The 18,502-nt window shown below is 71.9% G+C and carries 19 protein-coding genes; 13 read left to right on the plus strand and 6 right to left on the minus strand.

Annotated elements, in window-relative coordinates:
* Positions 1–97 precede the first annotated feature (97 nt).
* The 4 genes from ettA to ACFYTT_RS21785 all read left to right on the plus strand — a co-directional run bounded on the left by ettA (position 98) and on the right by ACFYTT_RS21785 (position 3,647).
* Entirely contained in the window at positions 98–1,774 is a 1,677-nt protein-coding gene (ettA, locus tag ACFYTT_RS21770) for an energy-dependent translational throttle protein EttA (protein WP_131055134.1), read from the plus strand.
* A 15-nt stretch (positions 1,775–1,789) separates the two neighbouring features.
* Positions 1,790–2,236 carry a thioesterase family protein gene (locus tag ACFYTT_RS21775; protein WP_350700255.1) on the plus strand — a complete coding sequence of 149 codons (447 nt, stop codon included), beginning with the start codon at positions 1,790–1,792 and terminating at the stop codon, positions 2,234–2,236.
* The gene (locus tag ACFYTT_RS21780; RefSeq protein WP_387261591.1) at positions 2,233–2,931 is read left to right on the plus strand and encodes a hypothetical protein; all 699 of its coding nucleotides are present in this window, start codon (positions 2,233–2,235) and stop codon (positions 2,929–2,931) included. Before ACFYTT_RS21775 ends, ACFYTT_RS21780 begins: the two co-directional genes overlap by 4 nt.
* Positions 2,932–3,062: 131 nt before the next feature.
* A complete protein-coding gene (locus ACFYTT_RS21785) occupies positions 3,063–3,647 on the plus strand; it encodes a YbjN domain-containing protein (protein WP_131056278.1) in 585 nt (194 codons plus the stop codon).
* Between the two features lie 64 nt (positions 3,648–3,711).
* Here the strand turns inward: ACFYTT_RS21785 and ACFYTT_RS21790 are convergent, their stop codons facing one another.
* The 3 genes from ACFYTT_RS21790 to ACFYTT_RS21800 all read right to left on the minus strand — a co-directional run bounded on the left by ACFYTT_RS21790 (position 3,712) and on the right by ACFYTT_RS21800 (position 6,839).
* Positions 3,712–4,137, minus strand: coding sequence for a globin (locus tag ACFYTT_RS21790; protein ID WP_131056276.1), 426 nt, complete (start codon positions 4,135–4,137; stop codon positions 3,712–3,714).
* 62 nt (positions 4,138–4,199) lie between these two features.
* Entirely contained in the window at positions 4,200–5,564 is a 1,365-nt protein-coding gene (locus ACFYTT_RS21795) for an MFS transporter (protein WP_357210868.1), read from the minus strand.
* Between the two features lie 213 nt (positions 5,565–5,777).
* Positions 5,778–6,839: a mechanosensitive ion channel family protein gene (locus tag ACFYTT_RS21800; protein WP_387261594.1), complete on the minus strand. Its 1,062-nt coding sequence runs from the start codon at positions 6,837–6,839 to the stop codon at positions 5,778–5,780.
* Positions 6,840–7,085: 246 nt separating this feature from the next.
* On the opposite strand from ACFYTT_RS21800, the gene ACFYTT_RS21805 reads away from it, so the two are divergent.
* The gene (locus ACFYTT_RS21805) at positions 7,086–7,619 is read left to right on the plus strand and encodes an HNH endonuclease (protein WP_131056270.1); all 534 of its coding nucleotides are present in this window, start codon (positions 7,086–7,088) and stop codon (positions 7,617–7,619) included.
* Between the two features lie 104 nt (positions 7,620–7,723).
* On the opposite strand, the gene ACFYTT_RS21810 is transcribed toward ACFYTT_RS21805, so the two are convergent.
* From ACFYTT_RS21810 to ACFYTT_RS21820, 3 genes are all read right to left on the minus strand, one after another.
* Positions 7,724–8,557: a class F sortase gene (locus tag ACFYTT_RS21810; RefSeq protein WP_387261597.1), complete on the minus strand. Its 834-nt coding sequence runs from the start codon at positions 8,555–8,557 to the stop codon at positions 7,724–7,726.
* 12 nt (positions 8,558–8,569) lie between these two features.
* Entirely contained in the window at positions 8,570–9,082 is a 513-nt protein-coding gene (locus ACFYTT_RS21815; protein WP_357210875.1) for a hypothetical protein, read from the minus strand.
* Positions 9,083–9,154: 72 nt separating this feature from the next.
* Positions 9,155–9,595 (minus strand): Lrp/AsnC family transcriptional regulator, encoded by a 441-nt coding sequence (locus ACFYTT_RS21820; protein ID WP_357210878.1) that lies wholly within the window; start codon positions 9,593–9,595, stop codon positions 9,155–9,157.
* 146 nt (positions 9,596–9,741) lie between these two features.
* On the opposite strand from ACFYTT_RS21820, the gene ACFYTT_RS21825 reads away from it, so the two are divergent.
* The 8 genes from ACFYTT_RS21825 to ACFYTT_RS21860 are packed head-to-tail and all read left to right on the plus strand — an operon-like array spanning position 9,742 to position 18,382.
* Positions 9,742–10,641, plus strand: a complete 900-nt coding sequence (locus ACFYTT_RS21825) for a tryptophan 2,3-dioxygenase (protein ID WP_387261600.1) — start codon at positions 9,742–9,744, stop codon at positions 10,639–10,641.
* Positions 10,642–10,648: 7 nt separating this feature from the next.
* Positions 10,649–11,950 carry a kynureninase gene (gene kynU / locus ACFYTT_RS21830; RefSeq protein ID WP_176095046.1) on the plus strand — a complete coding sequence of 434 codons (1,302 nt, stop codon included), beginning with the start codon at positions 10,649–10,651 and terminating at the stop codon, positions 11,948–11,950.
* Complete coding sequence (locus ACFYTT_RS21835; RefSeq protein WP_387261603.1) at positions 11,947–13,281, plus strand: FAD-dependent oxidoreductase; 1,335 nt, start codon at positions 11,947–11,949, stop codon at positions 13,279–13,281. The genes kynU and ACFYTT_RS21835 overlap by 4 nt, the downstream gene beginning before the upstream one ends.
* Before the next feature lie 20 nt (positions 13,282–13,301).
* Positions 13,302–14,783: a 2-hydroxymuconic semialdehyde dehydrogenase gene (locus tag ACFYTT_RS21840; RefSeq protein ID WP_387261685.1), complete on the plus strand. Its 1,482-nt coding sequence runs from the start codon at positions 13,302–13,304 to the stop codon at positions 14,781–14,783.
* Entirely contained in the window at positions 14,780–15,574 is a 795-nt protein-coding gene (locus ACFYTT_RS21845) for a 2-keto-4-pentenoate hydratase (protein WP_387261606.1), read from the plus strand. The genes ACFYTT_RS21840 and ACFYTT_RS21845 overlap by 4 nt, the downstream gene beginning before the upstream one ends.
* The gene (locus tag ACFYTT_RS21850; protein ID WP_387261688.1) at positions 15,571–16,515 is read left to right on the plus strand and encodes an acetaldehyde dehydrogenase (acetylating); all 945 of its coding nucleotides are present in this window, start codon (positions 15,571–15,573) and stop codon (positions 16,513–16,515) included. Before ACFYTT_RS21845 ends, ACFYTT_RS21850 begins: the two co-directional genes overlap by 4 nt.
* Positions 16,516–16,550: 35 nt before the next feature.
* A complete protein-coding gene (gene dmpG / locus ACFYTT_RS21855) occupies positions 16,551–17,612 on the plus strand; it encodes a 4-hydroxy-2-oxovalerate aldolase (protein WP_131056344.1) in 1,062 nt (353 codons plus the stop codon).
* On the plus strand, positions 17,609–18,382 hold the full coding sequence (locus ACFYTT_RS21860; RefSeq protein ID WP_387261608.1) for a 2-keto-4-pentenoate hydratase: 774 nt from the start codon (positions 17,609–17,611) through the stop codon (positions 18,380–18,382). The genes dmpG and ACFYTT_RS21860 overlap by 4 nt, the downstream gene beginning before the upstream one ends.
* The last annotated feature ends 120 nt before the right edge of the window (positions 18,383–18,502 follow it).

Raw genomic sequence — 18,502 nt, forward strand, 5'->3', positions numbered from 1 at the left:
GCGTGGCCGGCTTCCGGCCGGCGGCGGGCGGTCAACCGGCCCGCACCCGCACCACACGACATTCGGCGATCACCACCGACGGAGGGTAGCCCGTACCGTGGCCCAGTACATCTACGTCCTGGAAAAGGCGCGCAAGGCGCACGGCGACAAGGTCGTGCTCGACAACGTGACGCTGAGCTTCCTGCCGGGGGCCAAGATCGGTGTGGTCGGCCCGAACGGCGCCGGTAAGTCCAGCCTCCTCAAGATCATGGCAGGGCTGGACCGGCCGAGCAACGGCGAGGCCCGGCTGATGCCCGGCCACACCGTCGGGCTGCTGGCCCAGGAGCCGCCGCTCAACGACGCGAAGACCGTCCTCGGCAACATCGAGGAAGCGGTCGCGGACACCAAGGCCAGGCTGGAGCGGTTCAACAAGATCGCCGAGCAGATGGCGACCGACTACTCCGACGAGCTGATGGAGGAGATGGGCCGGCTCCAGGAGGAGCTGGACCATGCCGACGCCTGGGACATCGACTCCAAGCTCGAACTCGCCATGGACGCGCTGCGTTGCCCGCCGCCGGACGCCGACGTCACCACGCTCTCCGGTGGTGAGCGTCGCCGGGTCGCCCTCTGCAAGCTGCTGCTGGAGGCCCCCGACCTGCTGCTGCTCGACGAGCCCACCAACCACCTGGACGCGGAGAGCGTGCAGTGGCTGGAGCAGCACCTGGCCAAGTACGCCGGCACCGTGCTGGCGATCACCCACGACCGGTACTTCCTGGACAACGTGGCCGGCTGGATCCTGGAGCTGGACCGTGGCCGGGCTGTCGGCTACGAGGGCAACTACTCCACGTACCTGGAGAAGAAGGCCGCCCGGCTCGCCGTCGAGGGACGCCGCGACGCCAAGATGAAGAAGCGCCTCACGGAGGAGTTGGAGTGGGTCCGCTCCAACGCCAAGGCGCGGCAGACCAAGTCCAAGGCCCGGCTCGACCGGTACGACGAGATGGCCGCCGAGGCGGAGAAGACCCGCAAGCTGGACTTCGAGGAGATCCAGATCCCGCCGGGTCCGCGTCTGGGCAACACCGTCATCGAGGCGCACAACCTGACCAAGGGCTTCGGCGACCGGGTACTCATCGACAACCTGTCGTTCTCGCTGCCGCGCAACGGCATCGTCGGCATCATCGGCCCGAACGGCGTCGGCAAGACCACGCTGTTCAAGACCATCGTCGGGCTGGAGCAGCCGACCGACGGCTCGGTCAAGGTCGGCGAGACCGTCTCGCTGTCGTACGTCGACCAGAACCGGCAGGGTCTGGCCGGTGACAAGTCGGTCTGGGAGGTCGTCTCCGACGGGCTGGACCACCTCATGGTGGGCAAGGTCGAGATGCCGTCCCGCGCGTACATCGCCGCGTTCGGCTTCAAGGGGCCGGACCAGCAGAAGCCGACCAAGGTGCTCTCCGGCGGCGAGCGTAACCGGCTCAACCTGGCGCTCACGCTGAAGATCGGCGGGAACGTGATCCTGCTCGACGAGCCGACCAACGACCTGGACGTGGAGACGCTCTCCAGCCTGGAGAACGCGCTGCTGGAGTTCCCCGGCTGCGCCGTGGTGATCTCCCACGACCGGATGTTCCTGGACCGGGTCGCCACGCACATCCTCGCCTGGGAGGGCGACGACGAGAACCCGGCCAAGTGGTTCTGGTTCGAGGGCAACTTCGAGGCGTACGAGAAGAACAAGATCGACCGGCTCGGCGCCGAGGCGGCCCGGCCGCACCGGGTGACCTACCGCAAGCTGACCCGCGACTGATCGGGGCGGATCGTCGTGGCTGACCGGTTCGTCTACCACTGCACCCTGCGTTGGTCCGACCAGGACGCGTACGGTCACGTCAACAACGCCCGCTTCCTCACGCTCTATGAGGAGGCGCGGGTGGCGTTGATGTTCGCCGGTGCCCAGGCCCAGGGGATCGACTCGTTCACCAACGGCGTCGTGATCCGCCGGCACGAGATCGACTATCTGCGCCCGGTCGACTTCGCCCTGCACCGCGCCACCGCCGAGGGCGCGCCCACGGTGCGCATCGACCTCTGGGTGGAGCAGATCCGCGCGGCCTCCTTCACCATCGGCTACGAGATGTACGACGGGGACCTGCTGGTCAGCCGGGCGCGTTCGGTGCTGGTGCCGTTCGACCTGGCCCAGCAGGCGGCCCGTCGGCTGACCGAGCAGGAACGGGCCTTCCTGCTCGGGTACGCCCTCGACGGCGGGACACCGTGACCGGATCGCGGGGCGACGTCGACGGTCACGGGATCGTCGACGTCGCCGACGCGGGGGCCTTCCTGTCCCGGCTGGTCCGGTTCGAGAGCACCGCCCTGGTCCGGTTGCGGCCGGCCGGTGCGCCGGGCCGTACCTCCCTCTGGGCCCGGCTGCCGTGGGGCGTCCTGGCGGCGCGCACGGTGGCCGGCGCGGGTGCCGGAGACGCCACGGTGGCCGCCGGGAGTCTGCTGGCCGAACTGACGGCCGGTGGGAGCGCGTTGCCCGCGCGACAGGACGCGCAGTGGCGCTGGGCGTTGCCGCCGGCCGGGAGCCGGTGGGTGGAGACGCTGCCGGGCGGGGAACTGCGCCGACTCGCCTCGGCGGCGGCGGGCACGCTGCGCGAGGCCGCCGCGCACGGGGTGGCCGGTCGGGCGGTCGGGCAGCGGGCCCTGCGCGACGCCCTACTGGACCACGTGGCGGTGGTGGTCACGCCGGACGACGAGCCTGGCCGTCCGGTGGAGGTGACCCAGCGATTGGTGCAGGGTCTGGTTCGGATGGGTTTCCTGGGTGCTGCCGGGGATTCGCCGGAATCGGGCGCGGTCCAGGTCCGTGCGGCTGGCCGATGGGTCGGGCTGGTGGGACCGTATGGAGCTGTCTGGTCGCAGAAGGCCACGGATCTGGTCGTACGGCCCTCCGTGGCTCATGCGAACGGATGACCCTCGGTCATCCTTCTGGGCTGGGGCTGCCGTTGGGGGGGTGCTTCGTTCCGGCTGTCCGGGTACCGTCCATCCTCGGATCCAACCCACCGTAGGCGACTGGATCCGCTGGGGAGTGAGGTGCGCGAGCGATGCCGTGGTGGTCATGGCGCCCCGGTCCCGCCAGTGGCGGTGACCCGGAAACTCGAAGCAGGATCACGGTGGAGGGCACGGTCCGGGTCGGGCCGCCTCCGCCCCGCCAACCGGGGGACGACCGGTCGGGCGGGGAGCATCCGTTGATCGCCGACATGCCGGCAACCGTCGAACCGGTCACCCTGGGCCGGGTCTGCGATGCGCTCGACCTGCTCGACGTGCGCTATCTCGCCGACGGCGACGGCAACCTGTTGGCCATGTGGGAGCGGCACGCGGTGCTGGTCACGCTGGAGGGGCCGGAGGACGAGATCCTCGTGCTCCGGGCCAGGCCGCACGCGACCGTGCCGCCGGACTGGGCGGACCGGGCCTACCGGGTGGTCAACGAGTGGAACCACACCCGACGCTTCTGTAAGGCGTACGTGGGTGACGCCACCGAGCGGGGCCAGTTGCCGATCTACGCCGAGTTGCAGGTGCCGCTCGCCGCGGGGGCCCACGACGCCCTCCTGGTCGAGCTGCTGGACTGCGGGGCGGCAGTGGCCACCAGCTTCGTCGACTGGCTGCACGACGAGGGAGCGCTGCTCTGAGCCGGTACGGATGCGGCCCGCCGGACAGGTGGCGGGCACGTACCCCGTGCCGGGTGACCACGGCTCATGCCGGCGCGGCCGGGTCCTCCATCACGTTGACCATGAAGAGGGCCGCCCGCTCCAGGTAGGTCCAGAGTTCGGTCTCGATCGTCGGCGGCAGGTCGAGAGTGTCGACCGCCCGGCGCATGTGCCGCAACCAGGCGTCGCGTTCGGCGGCGCCGATCCGGAACGGCGCGTGCCGCATCCGCAGTCGGGGGTGCCCCCGCTGGGACGAGTAGGTGTTCGGGCCGCCCCAGTACTGCATGAGGAACAGCCTCATCCGGTCGGAGGCCGGGCCCAGGTCCTCCGGGTACATCGGCCGTAGCAGCGGATCGGTGGCGATGCCGGCGTAGAACTCGTCGACCAGCTTGCGGAACGTGGGCTCGCCGCCGACGGCCTCGAAGAGCGTGACCGTCTCGCCGTTGCGCTCGGACTCACCTGCGGGATTCACCGTTCCATCCTGCCAGGCCCCATCGACCGTCGGCCCGCCTGGGACGGCCGGCCGGGGGTGGTTCAGCTCACCGCGTGCTGCGGCCGCCCCGGACCCACCTGTTCGGAGCCGGGCGCCTCCGGCCCGGGAGCACCGCCCTGAGCGGGGGCGGCACCGGCTCGCCGGGCCGCCTCGACGGAGGCGGCCACGGCCCGGTGGTCGGGCCAGCGGAGCGCCACGATCGACATCAGCAGCACGCCCGCGACGCTCCACACCCCGACCACGACGGGGATCGGGAAGCGTTCGGCGAGCAGCCCGGTCACCAACACCGCGGCGCCCTGGATCACCTGCACGCCGGTGGCCATCACGCCGAAGGCGCGGGCCCGGAAGCCGTCCGGCAGGGCCTGCACGAAGAGTCCGTTGGCGACCGGCAGCATGCCGGCGACCGCGAAGCCGGAGACGGCGGCGAGCAGGGCCACCATCACCGGAGAGGGGTCGAGCAACGACGGCACCAGGGCCAGCGGCGCGAAGACGGCCAGCGGGCGCATCAGGGCCAGTCGACGGGCCGGCCCGACGAGCCGCGCGATCAGCAGGCCGCCGAGGATGAAGCCGAGCGGGTGCGAGGCCATGATCATGGCTTGCGCCAGGCCGGTGTTCATCCCGTCCGCGCTCTCGTTCGCCCAGGCGGCGGCGAGCCCCTCGGGCACGATCGAGAAGAGCATGGCGCTGAAGACCAGGACGGCGATCGCCCGCAGCACCGGCGTCCGGAAGACGATCCGGAACCCGTCGCCGGTCTCGCGTAGCAGGTGACTGCGGTGGGCGGTGCTCATCGCCGGGGCCCGGTCGCGGACGCCGACCCGGACGAGCAGCGCGGAGAGCGCGAAGGCGACCGCGTTCATCAGCAGCGCGGCGGTCGGGCTCACCGTCGCCACGACGGCGCCGAGCAGATAGCCGACCACCTGGGCGGCCTGCCCCACGCTGGCGTTGATCGAGAGCCCGACGACGAGCCGGTCGCCGGGCAGGATCAGCGGCATCAGGGCGGACCGGGCGGCCTGACTCGGCGGGTTGGCCAACGTGGTGGCGAACAGCAACGCCAGGATCACCGGCACCGGGATGCCCGGGATGGCGATGAGCAGCATCAGCGACATGCGGATGAGGTCGCAGACGACCATCACCTGCCGGTACCGGTGTCGCTCGGCGACGGTGGCCAGCAGGGGCCCGCCGATCAGCCAGGGCAGGTAGCTCACCGCGAAGGCGGCGGCGGAGAGGGCGACGGACTGGGTCGTCCGGTAGACGAGGAGGGTGACCGCCGCCTTGGCGACGTAATCGCCGATCCAGGTCAGCGTGTTGGCCGCGAATACGGCGCGGTACTCACTCTGGGCGAAAACTTCACGGAAGGTGGCCGGCCCTTCCGGAGAAGGTCGCTCGTCGGACACCTTCGCCTCCATCGTTCCGGTGGCGGGTCACTCGTGATGACCGTGCCGGAACCATCGTCAGATCTGCAGATCAGCGAGGACGTGACCGCGCTTGGTAGCGCGTGAACCGGATTCTGCCCGATCGTCTGACAACTGGCTAGGGCGAACGGGTGGACGGTCGCATCTCCGACTGAACGAACGGACGATACCCGAGGGGCCACTCGGCCGCGACCCCCGTCACGCCGCTCAGGTGGCACCCCCCTGACCGGTCTCACTATCGGAACGAGTAGGTAGCCCGGGATAGAGCCGCCCCACCGCGATCCGCGCTGTGATGCCGGAGTTCTCCAGCGCCTCGGCGAGCCGGCGACGCAATTCCCGACCGACGGCGAACTGTCCCTCGGCGGTGGTCTTGACCACCGTCCGGATGACCGTGCCCTCCACCGTCACCTGCTCGACGCCGAGCACGTCCGGTGGCTCCACGATCGACGCGGCCAGCTCCGGGTCGACCGCGACCGAGGCGGCGGCGGTCCGCAGCACCGCCATGGCCTCCTCGGTGCCGGCGAAGCCGATCGGCAGGTCCACCACCACCAACGCCCAGCCCTGGCTCTTGTTGCCGACCCGGACGACCTCGCCGTTACGGATGTACCAGAGCACGCCCCGACCGTCGCGCACCGTGGTGACCCGTAGCCCGACCGCCTCGACCACGCCGGTCGCCTCGCCGAGGTCGACGTTGTCACCGACCCCGTACTGGTCCTCGATGAGCATGAAGAGCCCGGCGAGCAGGTCCTTCACCAGGCTCTGCGCGCCGAAGCCGAGAGCCACACCGGCGATGCCCGCGCTGGCCAGCAGCGGTGCCAGCTCGAAACTGAACTCCTTGAGCACCATCAGCACCGCGATGCCGTAGATGAACGCCGTGCTGATGCTGCGCAGCACCGAGCCGATCGCCTCGGCGCGCTGTCGGCGACGTTCCGGCACGAACTCGCCGGGTGCGGCGGTCGCGGTCGGGATGCGCTCGCGCAACGGGCGGAGCATGGTGGGCACCCCGGCGTCGCTGGTGGTGCGGACCAGTCGGCGGAGCGTACGGTGCACCAGCCACCGGGCGGACATCGCGAGCAGCAGGATCAACAGGATCCGCAACGGCTTGATCAGGATCCAGTAGCTGCCCTCGGCGAACCACACCGAGTCGGAGAACTTCCAGACCCAGTTGCAGACGACCTCGTCCAGACACTCCGGGCTGGGTGTCTCGTCCGGTTCCGACGGGGTCGGGGACGGCGTGGGGACGACGGTGCGCAGGATGCTGACAATCACCCTGTGTTCGTACCGCAACCGCCCGACGGGTACACCGCCGCCCCACCGGACGGTGACGTCGGACCTCGACCGGTCGGAAAGCCGCCCCGGCTACCCAGGATTAGTACGTGCATTCGCGGTTCCGATCAGGGACGATTGGCGCAACGGACGTCGGTGAACCGGCCGGCGTCGACATGGTGTAGGGCTGTGTCCGACACCGGTCGGCGGTGGCGAGTGTGACTGCCGCTTGACCGGGAGGGTGACGCGATGCCTGACATACGACCCACGGTGGGCTCCGGCGCGCTGGTTCTCAACGCCACCTACGAGCCGCTGTGTGTCGTGTCGGTCCGCCGTGCCGCGATCCTCGTGCTCTCCGCCAAGGCGGTCTGCGTCGCCGACGGCGAGGGCATCCTGCACAGCGCACGCAACGCGCTCCCGGTGCCCTCCGTCGTCCGGCTCACCCGGTTCGTCCGGGTGCCGTACCGCACCCACGTCGGTCTGTCCCGCCGGGCGATCTTCGCTCGGGACGGCTGGCGGTGCGCCTACTGCCGGGGGCCGGCCGAGACCATCGACCACGTCTTCCCGCGCAGCCGTGGTGGTCGGCACGCCTGGGAGAACGTGGTCGCCGCCTGCGCCCGCTGCAACCACAGCAAGGGCGACAAGACCCCCGCCGAGATGGGCTGGCGGCTGCACTCCCCGCCGGCACCGCCGCGCGGGATCGCCTGGCGGGTGCTCGGGCACCGCGCCCCCGACCCGCGCTGGGCGGACTGGCTCGACCTGCGCGAGCCCGAAGCCGCCTGAGCCGCGCCCCCGGCGACAGCCCCGGGCCGCGTCCGGCGCCGCCTGGGCGCGCCTCCGACGCGGCCCGGCCGCGAGGGCCGTCGTCGGCCGGGCGTCCAGGCGGGTCAGCGAGCCTGCACCAGCGAGGCGAAGACGATCACGTTGTCCGCGTACCCGGTGTCGCCGCCGACCCAGCGCCCGCCGCACGTGATCAGCCGCAACTGGGGCCGGCTGAAGTCGCCGAAGACGTCGTCGGCCGGCAACTGCTCCTTGTCGTACCGGCCGACGCGTTCGACCTCGAACACCGCGACCGAGCCGTCCGACCGGGCCACCTCGACCCGGTCACCGCCGCGCAGTTCCCGTAGGTCCTGGAAGACCGCCGGTCCGGTGCTGGTGTCCACGTGCCCGACGATGACGGCCGGGCCGTACTGGCCGGGGGTCGGACCCTGGTCGTACCACCCGGCCTCCTGGGCCCGTTCGGCCGGTGGAGCGGCGACGCTGCCGTCCGGCGCGATCCCGACGTTGTGCACCGGAGCGGTCAGGTCGATCTTGCTGATCTCGATGCTGACCGGCTCGCTCGCCGACAGCATCGGGTACTCCTTCGGCGGGCGGCCGAGCCCGGCGATGAACCGGTCCGGCAGCAGGTTCACCCCGGTCAGCCGCTCGACGCCGAGCATCGTGACGATCAGCAGCATCAACGCGCCGATCACCAGGACCGGCACCCCGGGAGTGGACCGGCCGTACCGGCGGTACCGGCCGACCTGCCGACGGCGGGGCGGCACCGGCGGCGCCGCCGGGTCGGGCGTGCTGACGCTGGCCGACCCCATCTGCGTGGTGACCCGGCCCAGCCGACCCAGCGCCGTGCCCACCACCCGACGCCAGGCGCGAGGCACCCGACGGGCGGTGATCCGGCGCCGACCCGGACCGGGTTCCGGCGCGGGTACGCGAGAGCCGCTCATCGCGACAGCGGGTCAGGAACCGGCCCGACGCCGGCTGCTCACCAGCCCGAACACCACCACCGCGGCCACTGTTGCGGCGCCGCCGAGCAGCAGCATCGAGCCGGTGTCGCCGCCTGCGGTGCCGCCGCCTCCGGTCGCCGGTCCCTTGGTGGGCTGCTCCATGTTCAGCACGGTCAGCGTGGTGTCGGCCGTCTGACCGTTCTCGCAGTGCAGGGTGACCGGGTAGTTGCCGGCCTGCTTCTCGCTCGGCACGGTGACGTCCCCGGTGAGGAAGCCGTCGTTCGGGCGGAGGAAGACCTGACGGAACGCGTCCGAGGTCACCTCGGCCTGCCGGTTGTTGGCGTTGTCGCAGCTGGCCTTGAGGTGCACCCGGGAACCGGCCTGCACGCTGTTCGGCGTCACCTCGACGAAGGTGTTCTCACCTGCCCGGGCGGGCGCGGCGCCGACCAGGACGAAAGCCCCGATCAAGGCGAACGCGCCGAAGAGTCGGACGATGGTCGACGGGTACGGACGCAGACCCCGCATGATCCTCCCTCCCGGCACCGGTGCACCGGTCCTGCTGGGGTGACCCGCGGCGCATTCCCCCTGCCGGGGCGGCTAACCCGACAGCGGGGTGACCGGCTGCCAGCCCAGCGGCGTGGAGAGGACCATCGTGCTGGACGGCTGCCCGTACGGGGCGAGTCGGTCGATGACGGCCTCGAACTCCCCGATCGACCCGGCCGCGACCTTCAGCACGCTGCACGCGTCGCCGGTGATCCGGTGGATCTCCAGGATCTCCGGCCAGTCGGCGACCTCGGGGACGTGCAGGATGCACCGGGCGCCGTAACAGGACATCCGGATCAGCGCCACCACGGTGCGACCGGCCCGGGCCAGGTCGACGTGGGCGTGGTAGCCGGTGACCACGCCGGTCTCCTCCAGCCGCCGGACCCGTTCGGCGACGGCCGGGGGAGACAGGTGCACCCGCCGGGACAGCTCGCTGAACGACAGTCGCGCGTCGGCCTGCAGCTCACGGAGCAGGGCCCAGTCCATCTCGTCCACGCGGCGACCTTACGTCCGGCAAGCGAACTGCTGCCAGTGCCTTTCGTTCGGCAGGTCGACCTGCTGAACCGCCGTTGAAGAGGCATTCCGTCAGGCGATCCCACCGCGAGATCATGTCTGGACCGACGCCAGGAAGGAGCCGACGCATGGAGCAGACGGAACTGCGCCCCGGTACCCGGGCGGCGGTGCGTCCGGTCACCGGCCGCCAGCGCGCGGCCCGAGCCGCGCGCAACGGCGGTGAGCCGACGCTGGAATTCGCCGAGCGGGTGCCGTACGACGCGTACGTGCAGGCCAGCACGCTGCACCGGTTGCAGCAGCCGCTGAGCGACGACCCGGGCGAGATGTCGTTCCTGATGGTCAGCCAGATCATGGAGCTGTACTTCGGCCTGACCTGCCACGAACTGCGCGACGCCGCCCGGCTGGTGCGCACCGACCGGGTGTGGGAGGCGCTCGCCCCGCTGCGGCGGGCCGCGCTGCACCTGGAAGGGCTCAACGCCGCCTGGCGGGGGCTGCGCTGGATGACTCCGGCCGACTTCAACCGTTTCCGCAACCTGCTCGGTGAGGGCTCGGGATTCCAGTCGGCCATGTACCGCCACCTGGAGTTCCAGCTCGGGCTCCGCGACCCGGCACTGATCCGGCCGTTCCGCCGGCAGACCGAGGTGCACGCCGAGTTGACCGCCGCCCTCGACACGCCCAGCGTCTGGGACGAGGTGGTGGCCCTGCTCGCCCGGCACGGCCACGAGCTTCCCGCCGACCTGCTGGAGCGGGACGTGGCGGTCGAGCACGAGCCGCACCCCGCCGTCGAGGCGGCCTGGGTGCGGATCTACGCCGACGCCGGCCCGGACAACCACCTGCGGATGCTCGGTGAGGCGCTGACCGAGGTCGCCGAACAGTTCGGCGACTGGCGGCACCACCACATCAAGGCGGTGCAGCGCACCATGGGCGCCAAGGTCGGCAGCGGCGGTTCCGCCGGGCTGGCCTGGCTGCAACGCAGCATGGCCCGGGTGGTCTTCCCCGAGCTGTGGTCCGCCCGTACCGCGATGTGAGGCGACGATGACGACGAACGAGACCGGGGCGCCACGCCCCGGCGAGGCCGAAGCCCTCCGGCTGGACGCCAGCGACCCCGGACACCGGCACCTGTTCCACGTGCCACCGGCCGACGGCGGTGACCATCCCGAGTCGGCGTACCTGGCGGGCAACTCGCTCGGCCTGCAACCCCGGGCGACCCGGGACGAGTTGCTGGCCGACCTGGACGACTGGGGGCGGCTCGGTGTCGAGGGGCACCTGGAGGCGGAACGGCCCTGGCTGCCGTACCACGAGCTGTTGACGGCCCCGGCCGCGCGACTCGTCGGCGCCCTGCCCACCGAGACCGTGGTGATGAACTCGCTCACGGTCAACCTGCACCTGCTGATGGTCAGCTTCTACCGGCCGAGCGGCACGCGGACCCGGATCGTCATCGAGGACAGCGCCTTCCCCTCGGACAGCTACGCGGTGCGCAGTCAGGCCCGGTTCCACGGGCTCGACCCGGACACCACCGTGGTCCGGCTGACGCCGCGACCGGGCGAGGACACCCTGCGCACCGAGGACGTCACCGCGTTCCTCGCCGCCGAGGGGCAGACCGTCGCGCTGCTGCTGCTCGGCGGCGTCAACTACCTCACCGGCGAGCTGATGGACATCCCGGTGATCACCGCCGCCGGCCGGGCCGCCGGGGCGGTCGTCGGCTGGGACCTGGCGCACGCCGCCGGCAACGTGCCGCTGTCGCTGCACGAGTGGGACGTCGACTTCGCGGCCTGGTGCTCGTACAAGTACCTCAACTCGGGGCCGGGCGCGCTCGGCGGAGTGTTCGTGCACGAGCGGCACCACGGCGATGCGGACCTGCCCCGCTTCGAGGGCTGGTGGAGCACGGCGGCGGCCACCCGGTTCGAGATGACGCCGGTCAGCCGGCCGCCGTCCACAGTGGAGGCATGGCAGATCTCCAATCCGCCGATCTTCTCGATGGGGCCGGTGCGTACCTCGCTGGAGCTGTTCGACTCGGTCGGGATGCCCGCGCTGCGTGACCGCAGCCTGCGGCTCACCGGTTACCTGGAGCGGCTGCTGGACGAGGTGACCGCCGACCGGCCGCTGACCGTGATCACCCCGCGCGACCCGGGTCGCCGTGGCTGCCAACTCTCGGTCAGACTCGGCGAGGGCAGCGCCAGGGAGCTGACCAAGCGGCTCCGGTACGAGCACGGAGTGATCGCCGACGCCCGGGAGCCGGACGTCGTCCGGTTCGCCCCGGTGCCGCTCTACTCGACGTACCACGACTGCTGGCGGGTCGCCGACGCGCTGGCCGCGACCGTTGGGAGAGCTGGATGAACCGGGAACGCGACGAGATCGCCGTGGTCGGTGCCGGGCTGGCCGGCTGCCTGCTGGCCTGCTTCCTGGCCCGCCGGGGCTATCCGGTGGCGCTGTACGAGCGGCGGCCGGACCCGCGTACCGGGACGGTCGAGCGGGGACGGTCGATCAACCTGGCGCTCTCCGAGCGCGGGCTGGACGCGCTGCGCCGGATCGGGCTCGACGAGCAGGTGATGGCCGACGCACTGCCGATGCGGGGCCGGATGGTGCACCCGGTGCTCGGCGAGCCCGGCTTCCAGTCGTACAGCGTCTCCGGCGACCGGGCGATCAACTCGATCAGCCGGGGCGCGCTGAACAACGCGCTGCTGGAGGCCGCCGCGAAGCTGCCCGGCGTGCGGATCGCCTTCGACCACCGGCTGGTCGGCCTGGATCCGGACACCGCGCGGATGACCTTCGAGACCCCGCAGGGCACGGCCACCGCGGACGCCCGCGTCGTGCTCGGCACCGACGGCGCCGGTTCGGCGGTACGCGGACAACTGCTCGAACACGGCCTGGTCACCGAGAGCGTCGACTTCCTCGACTACGGCTACAAGGAACTCACCATCCCGCCGGCCGGCGGTGACTTCGCCCTGGACGAGGGCGCCCTGCACATCTGGCCGCGCGGCACCTCGATGATGATCGCGCTGCCCAACCCGGACCGCTCCTTCACCTGCACACTGTTCTGGCCCACCCACGGCACTGCGAGCTTCGCCTCGCTGGGCAGCAAGGCGGCGATCGAACAGCACTTCGCCGCGCACTACCCGGACCTGCTGCCGCTCGCCCCCGATCTGGTCGACGACTACCAGCACAACCCGGTCGGCGTCCTCGGCACGGTGCGCTGCGACCCGTGGCAGGTGAACGGACGCGTCGGTCTGCTCGGCGACGCGGCGCACGCCATCGTGCCCTTCTACGGTCAGGGCGCCAACTGCGCCTTCGAGGACGTGGTGGAGCTGGACCGCTGCCTGACCGAGTGCGACGACGACTGGTCCGCCGCGCTGCCGCTGTTCCAGCAGCGTCGGCAGGGCAACGCCGAGGCGATCGCCCGGATGGCGCTGGCCAACTTCGTGGAGATGCGCGACAAGGTCGCCTCGCCGGTGTTCCGGACCCGCAAGAAGGTCGAGCACGCCCTGGAGCGGGCGCTGCCCGGACGGTACGTCTCCCAGTACGAGATGGTCTCCTTCTCCACCGTCCCGTACGCGCAGGTGCGCCGCCGGGTCCGTCGGCAGTACCAGGTCCTCGGCGCGGTGGCCGCCGGTGTGCTGGCGGCGGTGGCCGGTGCGGCGGTGGCGATCGGGCGCGGGCGGCGTCGATGACCCGATGGGACCCCCGGCTGATGACCGGGCACGCGCCGGACGGCCCCGGCCTGCTGCGCAACTTCGTCGGCGGCGAGTTCCGCGACGAGGGCCCCCGCTTCACCCGCCGCAGCCCGGTCACCGGCGAACCGGTCTTCGAGGTGGTCGAGGCCGGTGCGTCGGTGGTGGACGAGGCGGTGGCGGCTGCCCGGGCGGCGCTGCGCGGGCCGTGGGGCCGGATGGGGGAGCGGGAACGCGCCGAGGTGCTGCGTCGGGTCGCCGACGAGCTGGAACGCCGCTTCGACGACCTGGTCACCGCCGAGGTGGCCGACACCGGCAAGGCCATCTCGCAGGCCCGCACCCTGGACATCCCGCGTGGCGCGGCCAACTTCCGGGCGTTCGCCGAGATCGTGGCGACCGCGCCGACCGAGTCGTTCACCACGGTCACCCCGACCGGTGGGCGGGCGCTCAACTACGCGGTCCGCAAGCCGGTCGGCGTGGTCGCGGTGATCGTGCCGTGGAACCTGCCGCTGCTGCTGCTCACCTGGAAGGTCGCACCGGCACTGGCCTGCGGCAACGCGGTGGTGGTCAAGCCCAGCGAGGAGACGCCCGCCTCGGCCACGCTGCTCGCCGAGGTGATGGCGGCGGCCGGTGTGCCCGACGGCGTGTTCAACCTGGTGCACGGCTTCGGTCCCGGTTCCGCCGGGGAGTTCCTCACCCGGCACGCGGGCGTCGACGCGATCACCTTCACCGGGGAGTCCGCCACCGGCAGCGCCATCATGCGCGCCGCCGCCGACGGCGTGAAGGCGGTCAGCTTCGAGCTCGGCGGCAAGAACGCCGGGCTGGTCTTCGCCGACGCCGACCTGGACGCGGCGGTCGCCGGCTCGGTCCGGTCCAGCTTCACCAACGGCGGCCAGGTGTGCCTCTGCACCGAGCGGATCCTCGTGCAGCGGCCGGTGTTCGAGGAGTTCACCGAGCGGCTGGCCGCGCGCGCCGCCGAGCTGGCGTACGGCTGGCCGGCCGACGAGGCGACGGTGAACATGCCGCTGATCTCGCACGCCCACCGGGACAAGGTGCTCGGTCACTACGACCTGGCCCGCGCCGAGGGCGCACAGGTGCTGGCCGGCGGCGGGACGCCGCAGTTCGGCGACGCCCGCGACGGTGGCGCGTACGTGCAGCCGACCGTGTTGACCGGCCTCGGCCCGGACGCCCGCACCAACCGTGAGGAGATCTTCGGACCGGTGGTGCACGTCGCGCCCTTCGACACCGAGGACGAGGCGTACGAGCTGGCCAACGGCACCGAGTACGGCCTGGCGGCGACCGTGTGGACCCGGGACGTGGGTCGGGCGCACCGGGCCGGCGCCCGGCTGGACACCGGCATCGTCTGGGTCAACACGTGGTTCCTGCGCGACCTGCGTACCCCGTTCGGCGGGGTGAAGGCGTCCGGCATCGGTCGCGAGGGCGGCGTGCACTCGCTCGACTTCTACTCCGAACTCACCAACGTCTGCGTGGACCTCTCATGACCGTTGACTTCGATGCTGTCGGCCGGGAACTGATCGAGGCTCGGGAGAGTGGGAAGCCGTGCCCGCCGCTGCGCGGGAGGCTGCTGCCCGAAGGGGACGTCGAGGCGGCGTACCGGGTGCAGCAGATCCAGGTCCGCGAGTGGCTGGCGTCCGGTCAGCGCCGGGTGGGGGCGAAGGTCGGGCTGACCTCCCGGGCGGTCCAGGAGGCTTTCGGCGTGTACGAGCCGGACTTCGGTGTGCTCACCGACGTCATGGCGGTGCCCGACGGGGCCGAGATCGCCCTGGACCGGCTGCTCCAGCCCCGCGTCGAAGCCGAGATCGCCTTCGTGCTCGGCGCCGACCTGCCCGACGCCCGGATCACCACCGTGGACGTGCTGCGCGCCGTCGACCACCTGCTGCCGGCCATCGAGGTCGTCGACTCGCGGGTGGCCGGGTGGGACATCTCCATCGTGGACACGGTCGCGGACAACGCCTCCAGCGGACTGTTCGTGCTCGGCACCTCGCCGCGCCGGGTCGGCGACGTGGACCTGCGGCTGGCCGGGATGGTGCTGGAGCACGCCGGGGAGCCGGTGTCGGTCGGTGCCGGGGCGGCCTGCCTCGGCAACCCGCTGCACGCGCTGGCCTGGCTGGCCGGCACCCTGGCCCGCGCCGGTGACCCGCTGCGCGCCGGGGACGTGGTGCTCTCCGGTGCGCTCGGGCCGATGGTGCCGGTGACGGCCGGTGCGACGTACGAGGCACGTATCTCCGGGCTCGGTTCGGTCCGGGCCTGCTTCGCGAAGGAGGCGTCCTGATGGCCGGAGTGGCGGTGATCGGGTCCGGCAACATCGGCACCGATCTGATGATCAAGGTGCTCCGCTCGGGCGGTGACGCCGACGGTGGCCTGCGGATGGTGGCGATGGCCGGCATCGACCCGACCTCCGACGGCCTGGCCCGCGCCCGCCGCCTCGGCGTGGCCACCACCGCCGAGGGCGTGGACGGCCTGGTCGCGATGCCCGAGTTCGCCGACGTCGACCTGGTCTTCGACGCCACGTCGGCCGGCGCGCACCGGCACAACGACGCCGTGCTGCGCCGCCACGGGCGCACGGTGGTCGACCTGACCCCGGCTGCCATCGGCCCGTACGTGGTGCCGCCGGTCAACCTCGACGAGCACCTGCACGAGACGAACCTGAACATGGTGACCTGCGGTGGACAGGCGACCGTGCCGATCGTTGCGGCGGTCCGCCGGGTCACCCCGGTGGCGTACGGCGAGATCGTCGCCTCGATCGCCTCGCGGTCGGCCGGTCCGGGCACCCGGGCCAACATCGACGAGTTCACCGAGACCACCGCGCGCGCCATCGAGGTGGTCGGCGGCGCGGAACGCGGCAAGGCGATCATCGTGCTGAACCCGGCCGAGCCGCCGCTGCTGATGCGCGACACCGTCTACTGCCTCTGCCCGGACCCGGACGCCGACCGGGCCGCCATCGCCGAGTCGGTCGCCGCGATGGTCGCCGAGGTGCAGGAGTACGTCCCGGGCTACCGGCTCAAGCAGGACGTGCAGTTCGACCGGGTGGACGGGTACGTGCCGACGCTGGGCCGGCAGCTCACCGGCGTACAGGTGACGGTCTTCCTGGAGGTCGCCGGTGCCGGGCACTACCTGCCCGCGTACGCCGGGAACCTGGACATCATGACCTCGGCCGCGCTGCGGACCGCGCAGCGCCTGGTCGCCCTGCGCGCCGAGGGGGTGCGGACGTGAGTACTGACGACGGGACGGTCGTGGAGGGCGGTCCGATGACCGAGCTGTACATCCAGGACGTGACGTTGCGCGACGGCATGCACGCCGTCGCCCACCGGTACACCGTCGACCAGGTCCGCACCATCGCCGCCGCACTGGACGCCGCAGGGGTGGCCGCGATCGAGGTGGCGCACGGTGACGGGCTCGCCGGTTCCAGCGTCAACTACGGCCACGGCGCGGCCAGCGACGCCGACTGGATCGCGGCGGCGGCCGAGGTGATGACCACCGCCAAGCTGACCACCCTGCTGCTGCCCGGCATCGGCACCATCGCCGACCTCAAGGCGGCGCGTGCGCTCGGTGTGACCAGCGTCCGGATCGCCACCCACTGCACCGAGGCCGACATCTCCGCCCAGCACATCTCGTGGGCGCGCGAGAACGGCATGGACGTCTCCGGCTTCCTGATGATGTCGCACATGAACGACCCGGCCGGGCTGGCCGCCCAGGCCAGACTGATGGAGTCGTACGGGGCGCACTGCGTCTACGTCACCGACTCCGGCGGCCGGTTGCTGACATCCGACGTGGCGCAACGCGTCGACGCGTACCGGCAGGTGTTGGAGCCGACCACGCAGATCGGCATCCACGCCCACCACAACCTCTCGCTGGGAGTGGCCAACAGCGTGGCGGCCGTCGAGCACGGGCGCGTCGTCGGCGCCGACGCGGTCGGCCCGGACGCCCCGCACGGGCGGACCGTCCGGGTGGACGCCTCGCTCGCCGGAATGGGTGCCGGGGCCGGCAACGCGCCGCTGGAGGTCTTCGTCGCGGTCGCCGAACTGCACGGCTGGGAGCACGGCTGCGACGTCTTCGCGCTGATGGACGCCGCCGACGACATCGTCCGCCCGCTCCAGGACCGGCCCGTCCAGGTGGACCGGGAAACCCTCTCCCTCGGCTACGCCGGGGTCTACTCCAGTTTCCTCCGGCACGCCGAACGGGCCTCCGCCCGGTACGGCGTGGACGTCCGCTCCATCCTGGTCGAACTCGGCCGACGACGGATGGTCGGCGGGCAGGAGGACATGATCGTCGACGTGGCGCTGGACCTCGCCGGACAGGAGAGAACATGATCGGGCCGGACATCGCGCAGATCGCGGCGACACTGGACCGGGCGGCCGACACGGCCACCGCCGTACCGCAGATCGCCGCCGAGACCGGACTCGACGTCGACACCGCGTACGCGGTGCAGGCCGCTCTCGTGCAACGCCGGCTCGACCGTGGCGAGCGGCTGGTCGGGCTGAAGATGGGACTGACCAGCAAGGCCAAGATGGCCCAGGTCGGGGTGGACGAGGTGATCTGGGGTCGGCTCACCGACACCATGCGGATCCCCGACGGCGGCACGGTCGACGTGACCGGCTTCATCCACCCCCGGGTCGAACCCGAGGTGGCGTTCCTGCTGGACCGACTGCCCGAACCCGGCGAGCCGGTCGGCGACTTCACCGACGCGGTCCGCGCCGTCGCCCCGGCGATCGAGCTGATCGACAGCCGGTACGCGAACTTCACCTTCTCCCTGCCGGACGTCATCGCCGACAACACCTCGGCCGGCGCGTTCGTGATCGGCCCCTGGTCATCCGTGCCCGACGGGCTGGAGAACCTCGGCGTACTGCTGGAGGTCGACGGACGAGTCGCCCAGGTCGGCTCGACGGCGGCCATCCTCGGCGACCCGCGCCGGGCCCTGGACGAGGGCATCCGGCTGGCCGGGCGGCACGGCGTACGGCTGCGGGAGGGGTGGGTGTTCCTGGCGGGGGCGGCTACGGCGGCGGTGCCGTTGCGGGCGGGGGTGCGGGTGCGGGCTGTGGTGGAGAAGCTTGGTGGGGCTTCGGTTCGGGCTGGTTCTTGATGTCTGTGCTTGTGCGTGGGTGCGTGGTGGGGGTTCCGGGCAGCCCGACCGGCTCCGGGCGGTCAGGCTTGATCCCTGCGCCGGTCGGGCCGCCCCGCAACCCACAAACCGGTGGCGCGT

Source organism: Micromonospora sp. NPDC003816 (assembly GCF_042874705.1).
Classification (GTDB): Bacteria; Actinomycetota; Actinomycetes; order Mycobacteriales; family Micromonosporaceae; genus Micromonospora.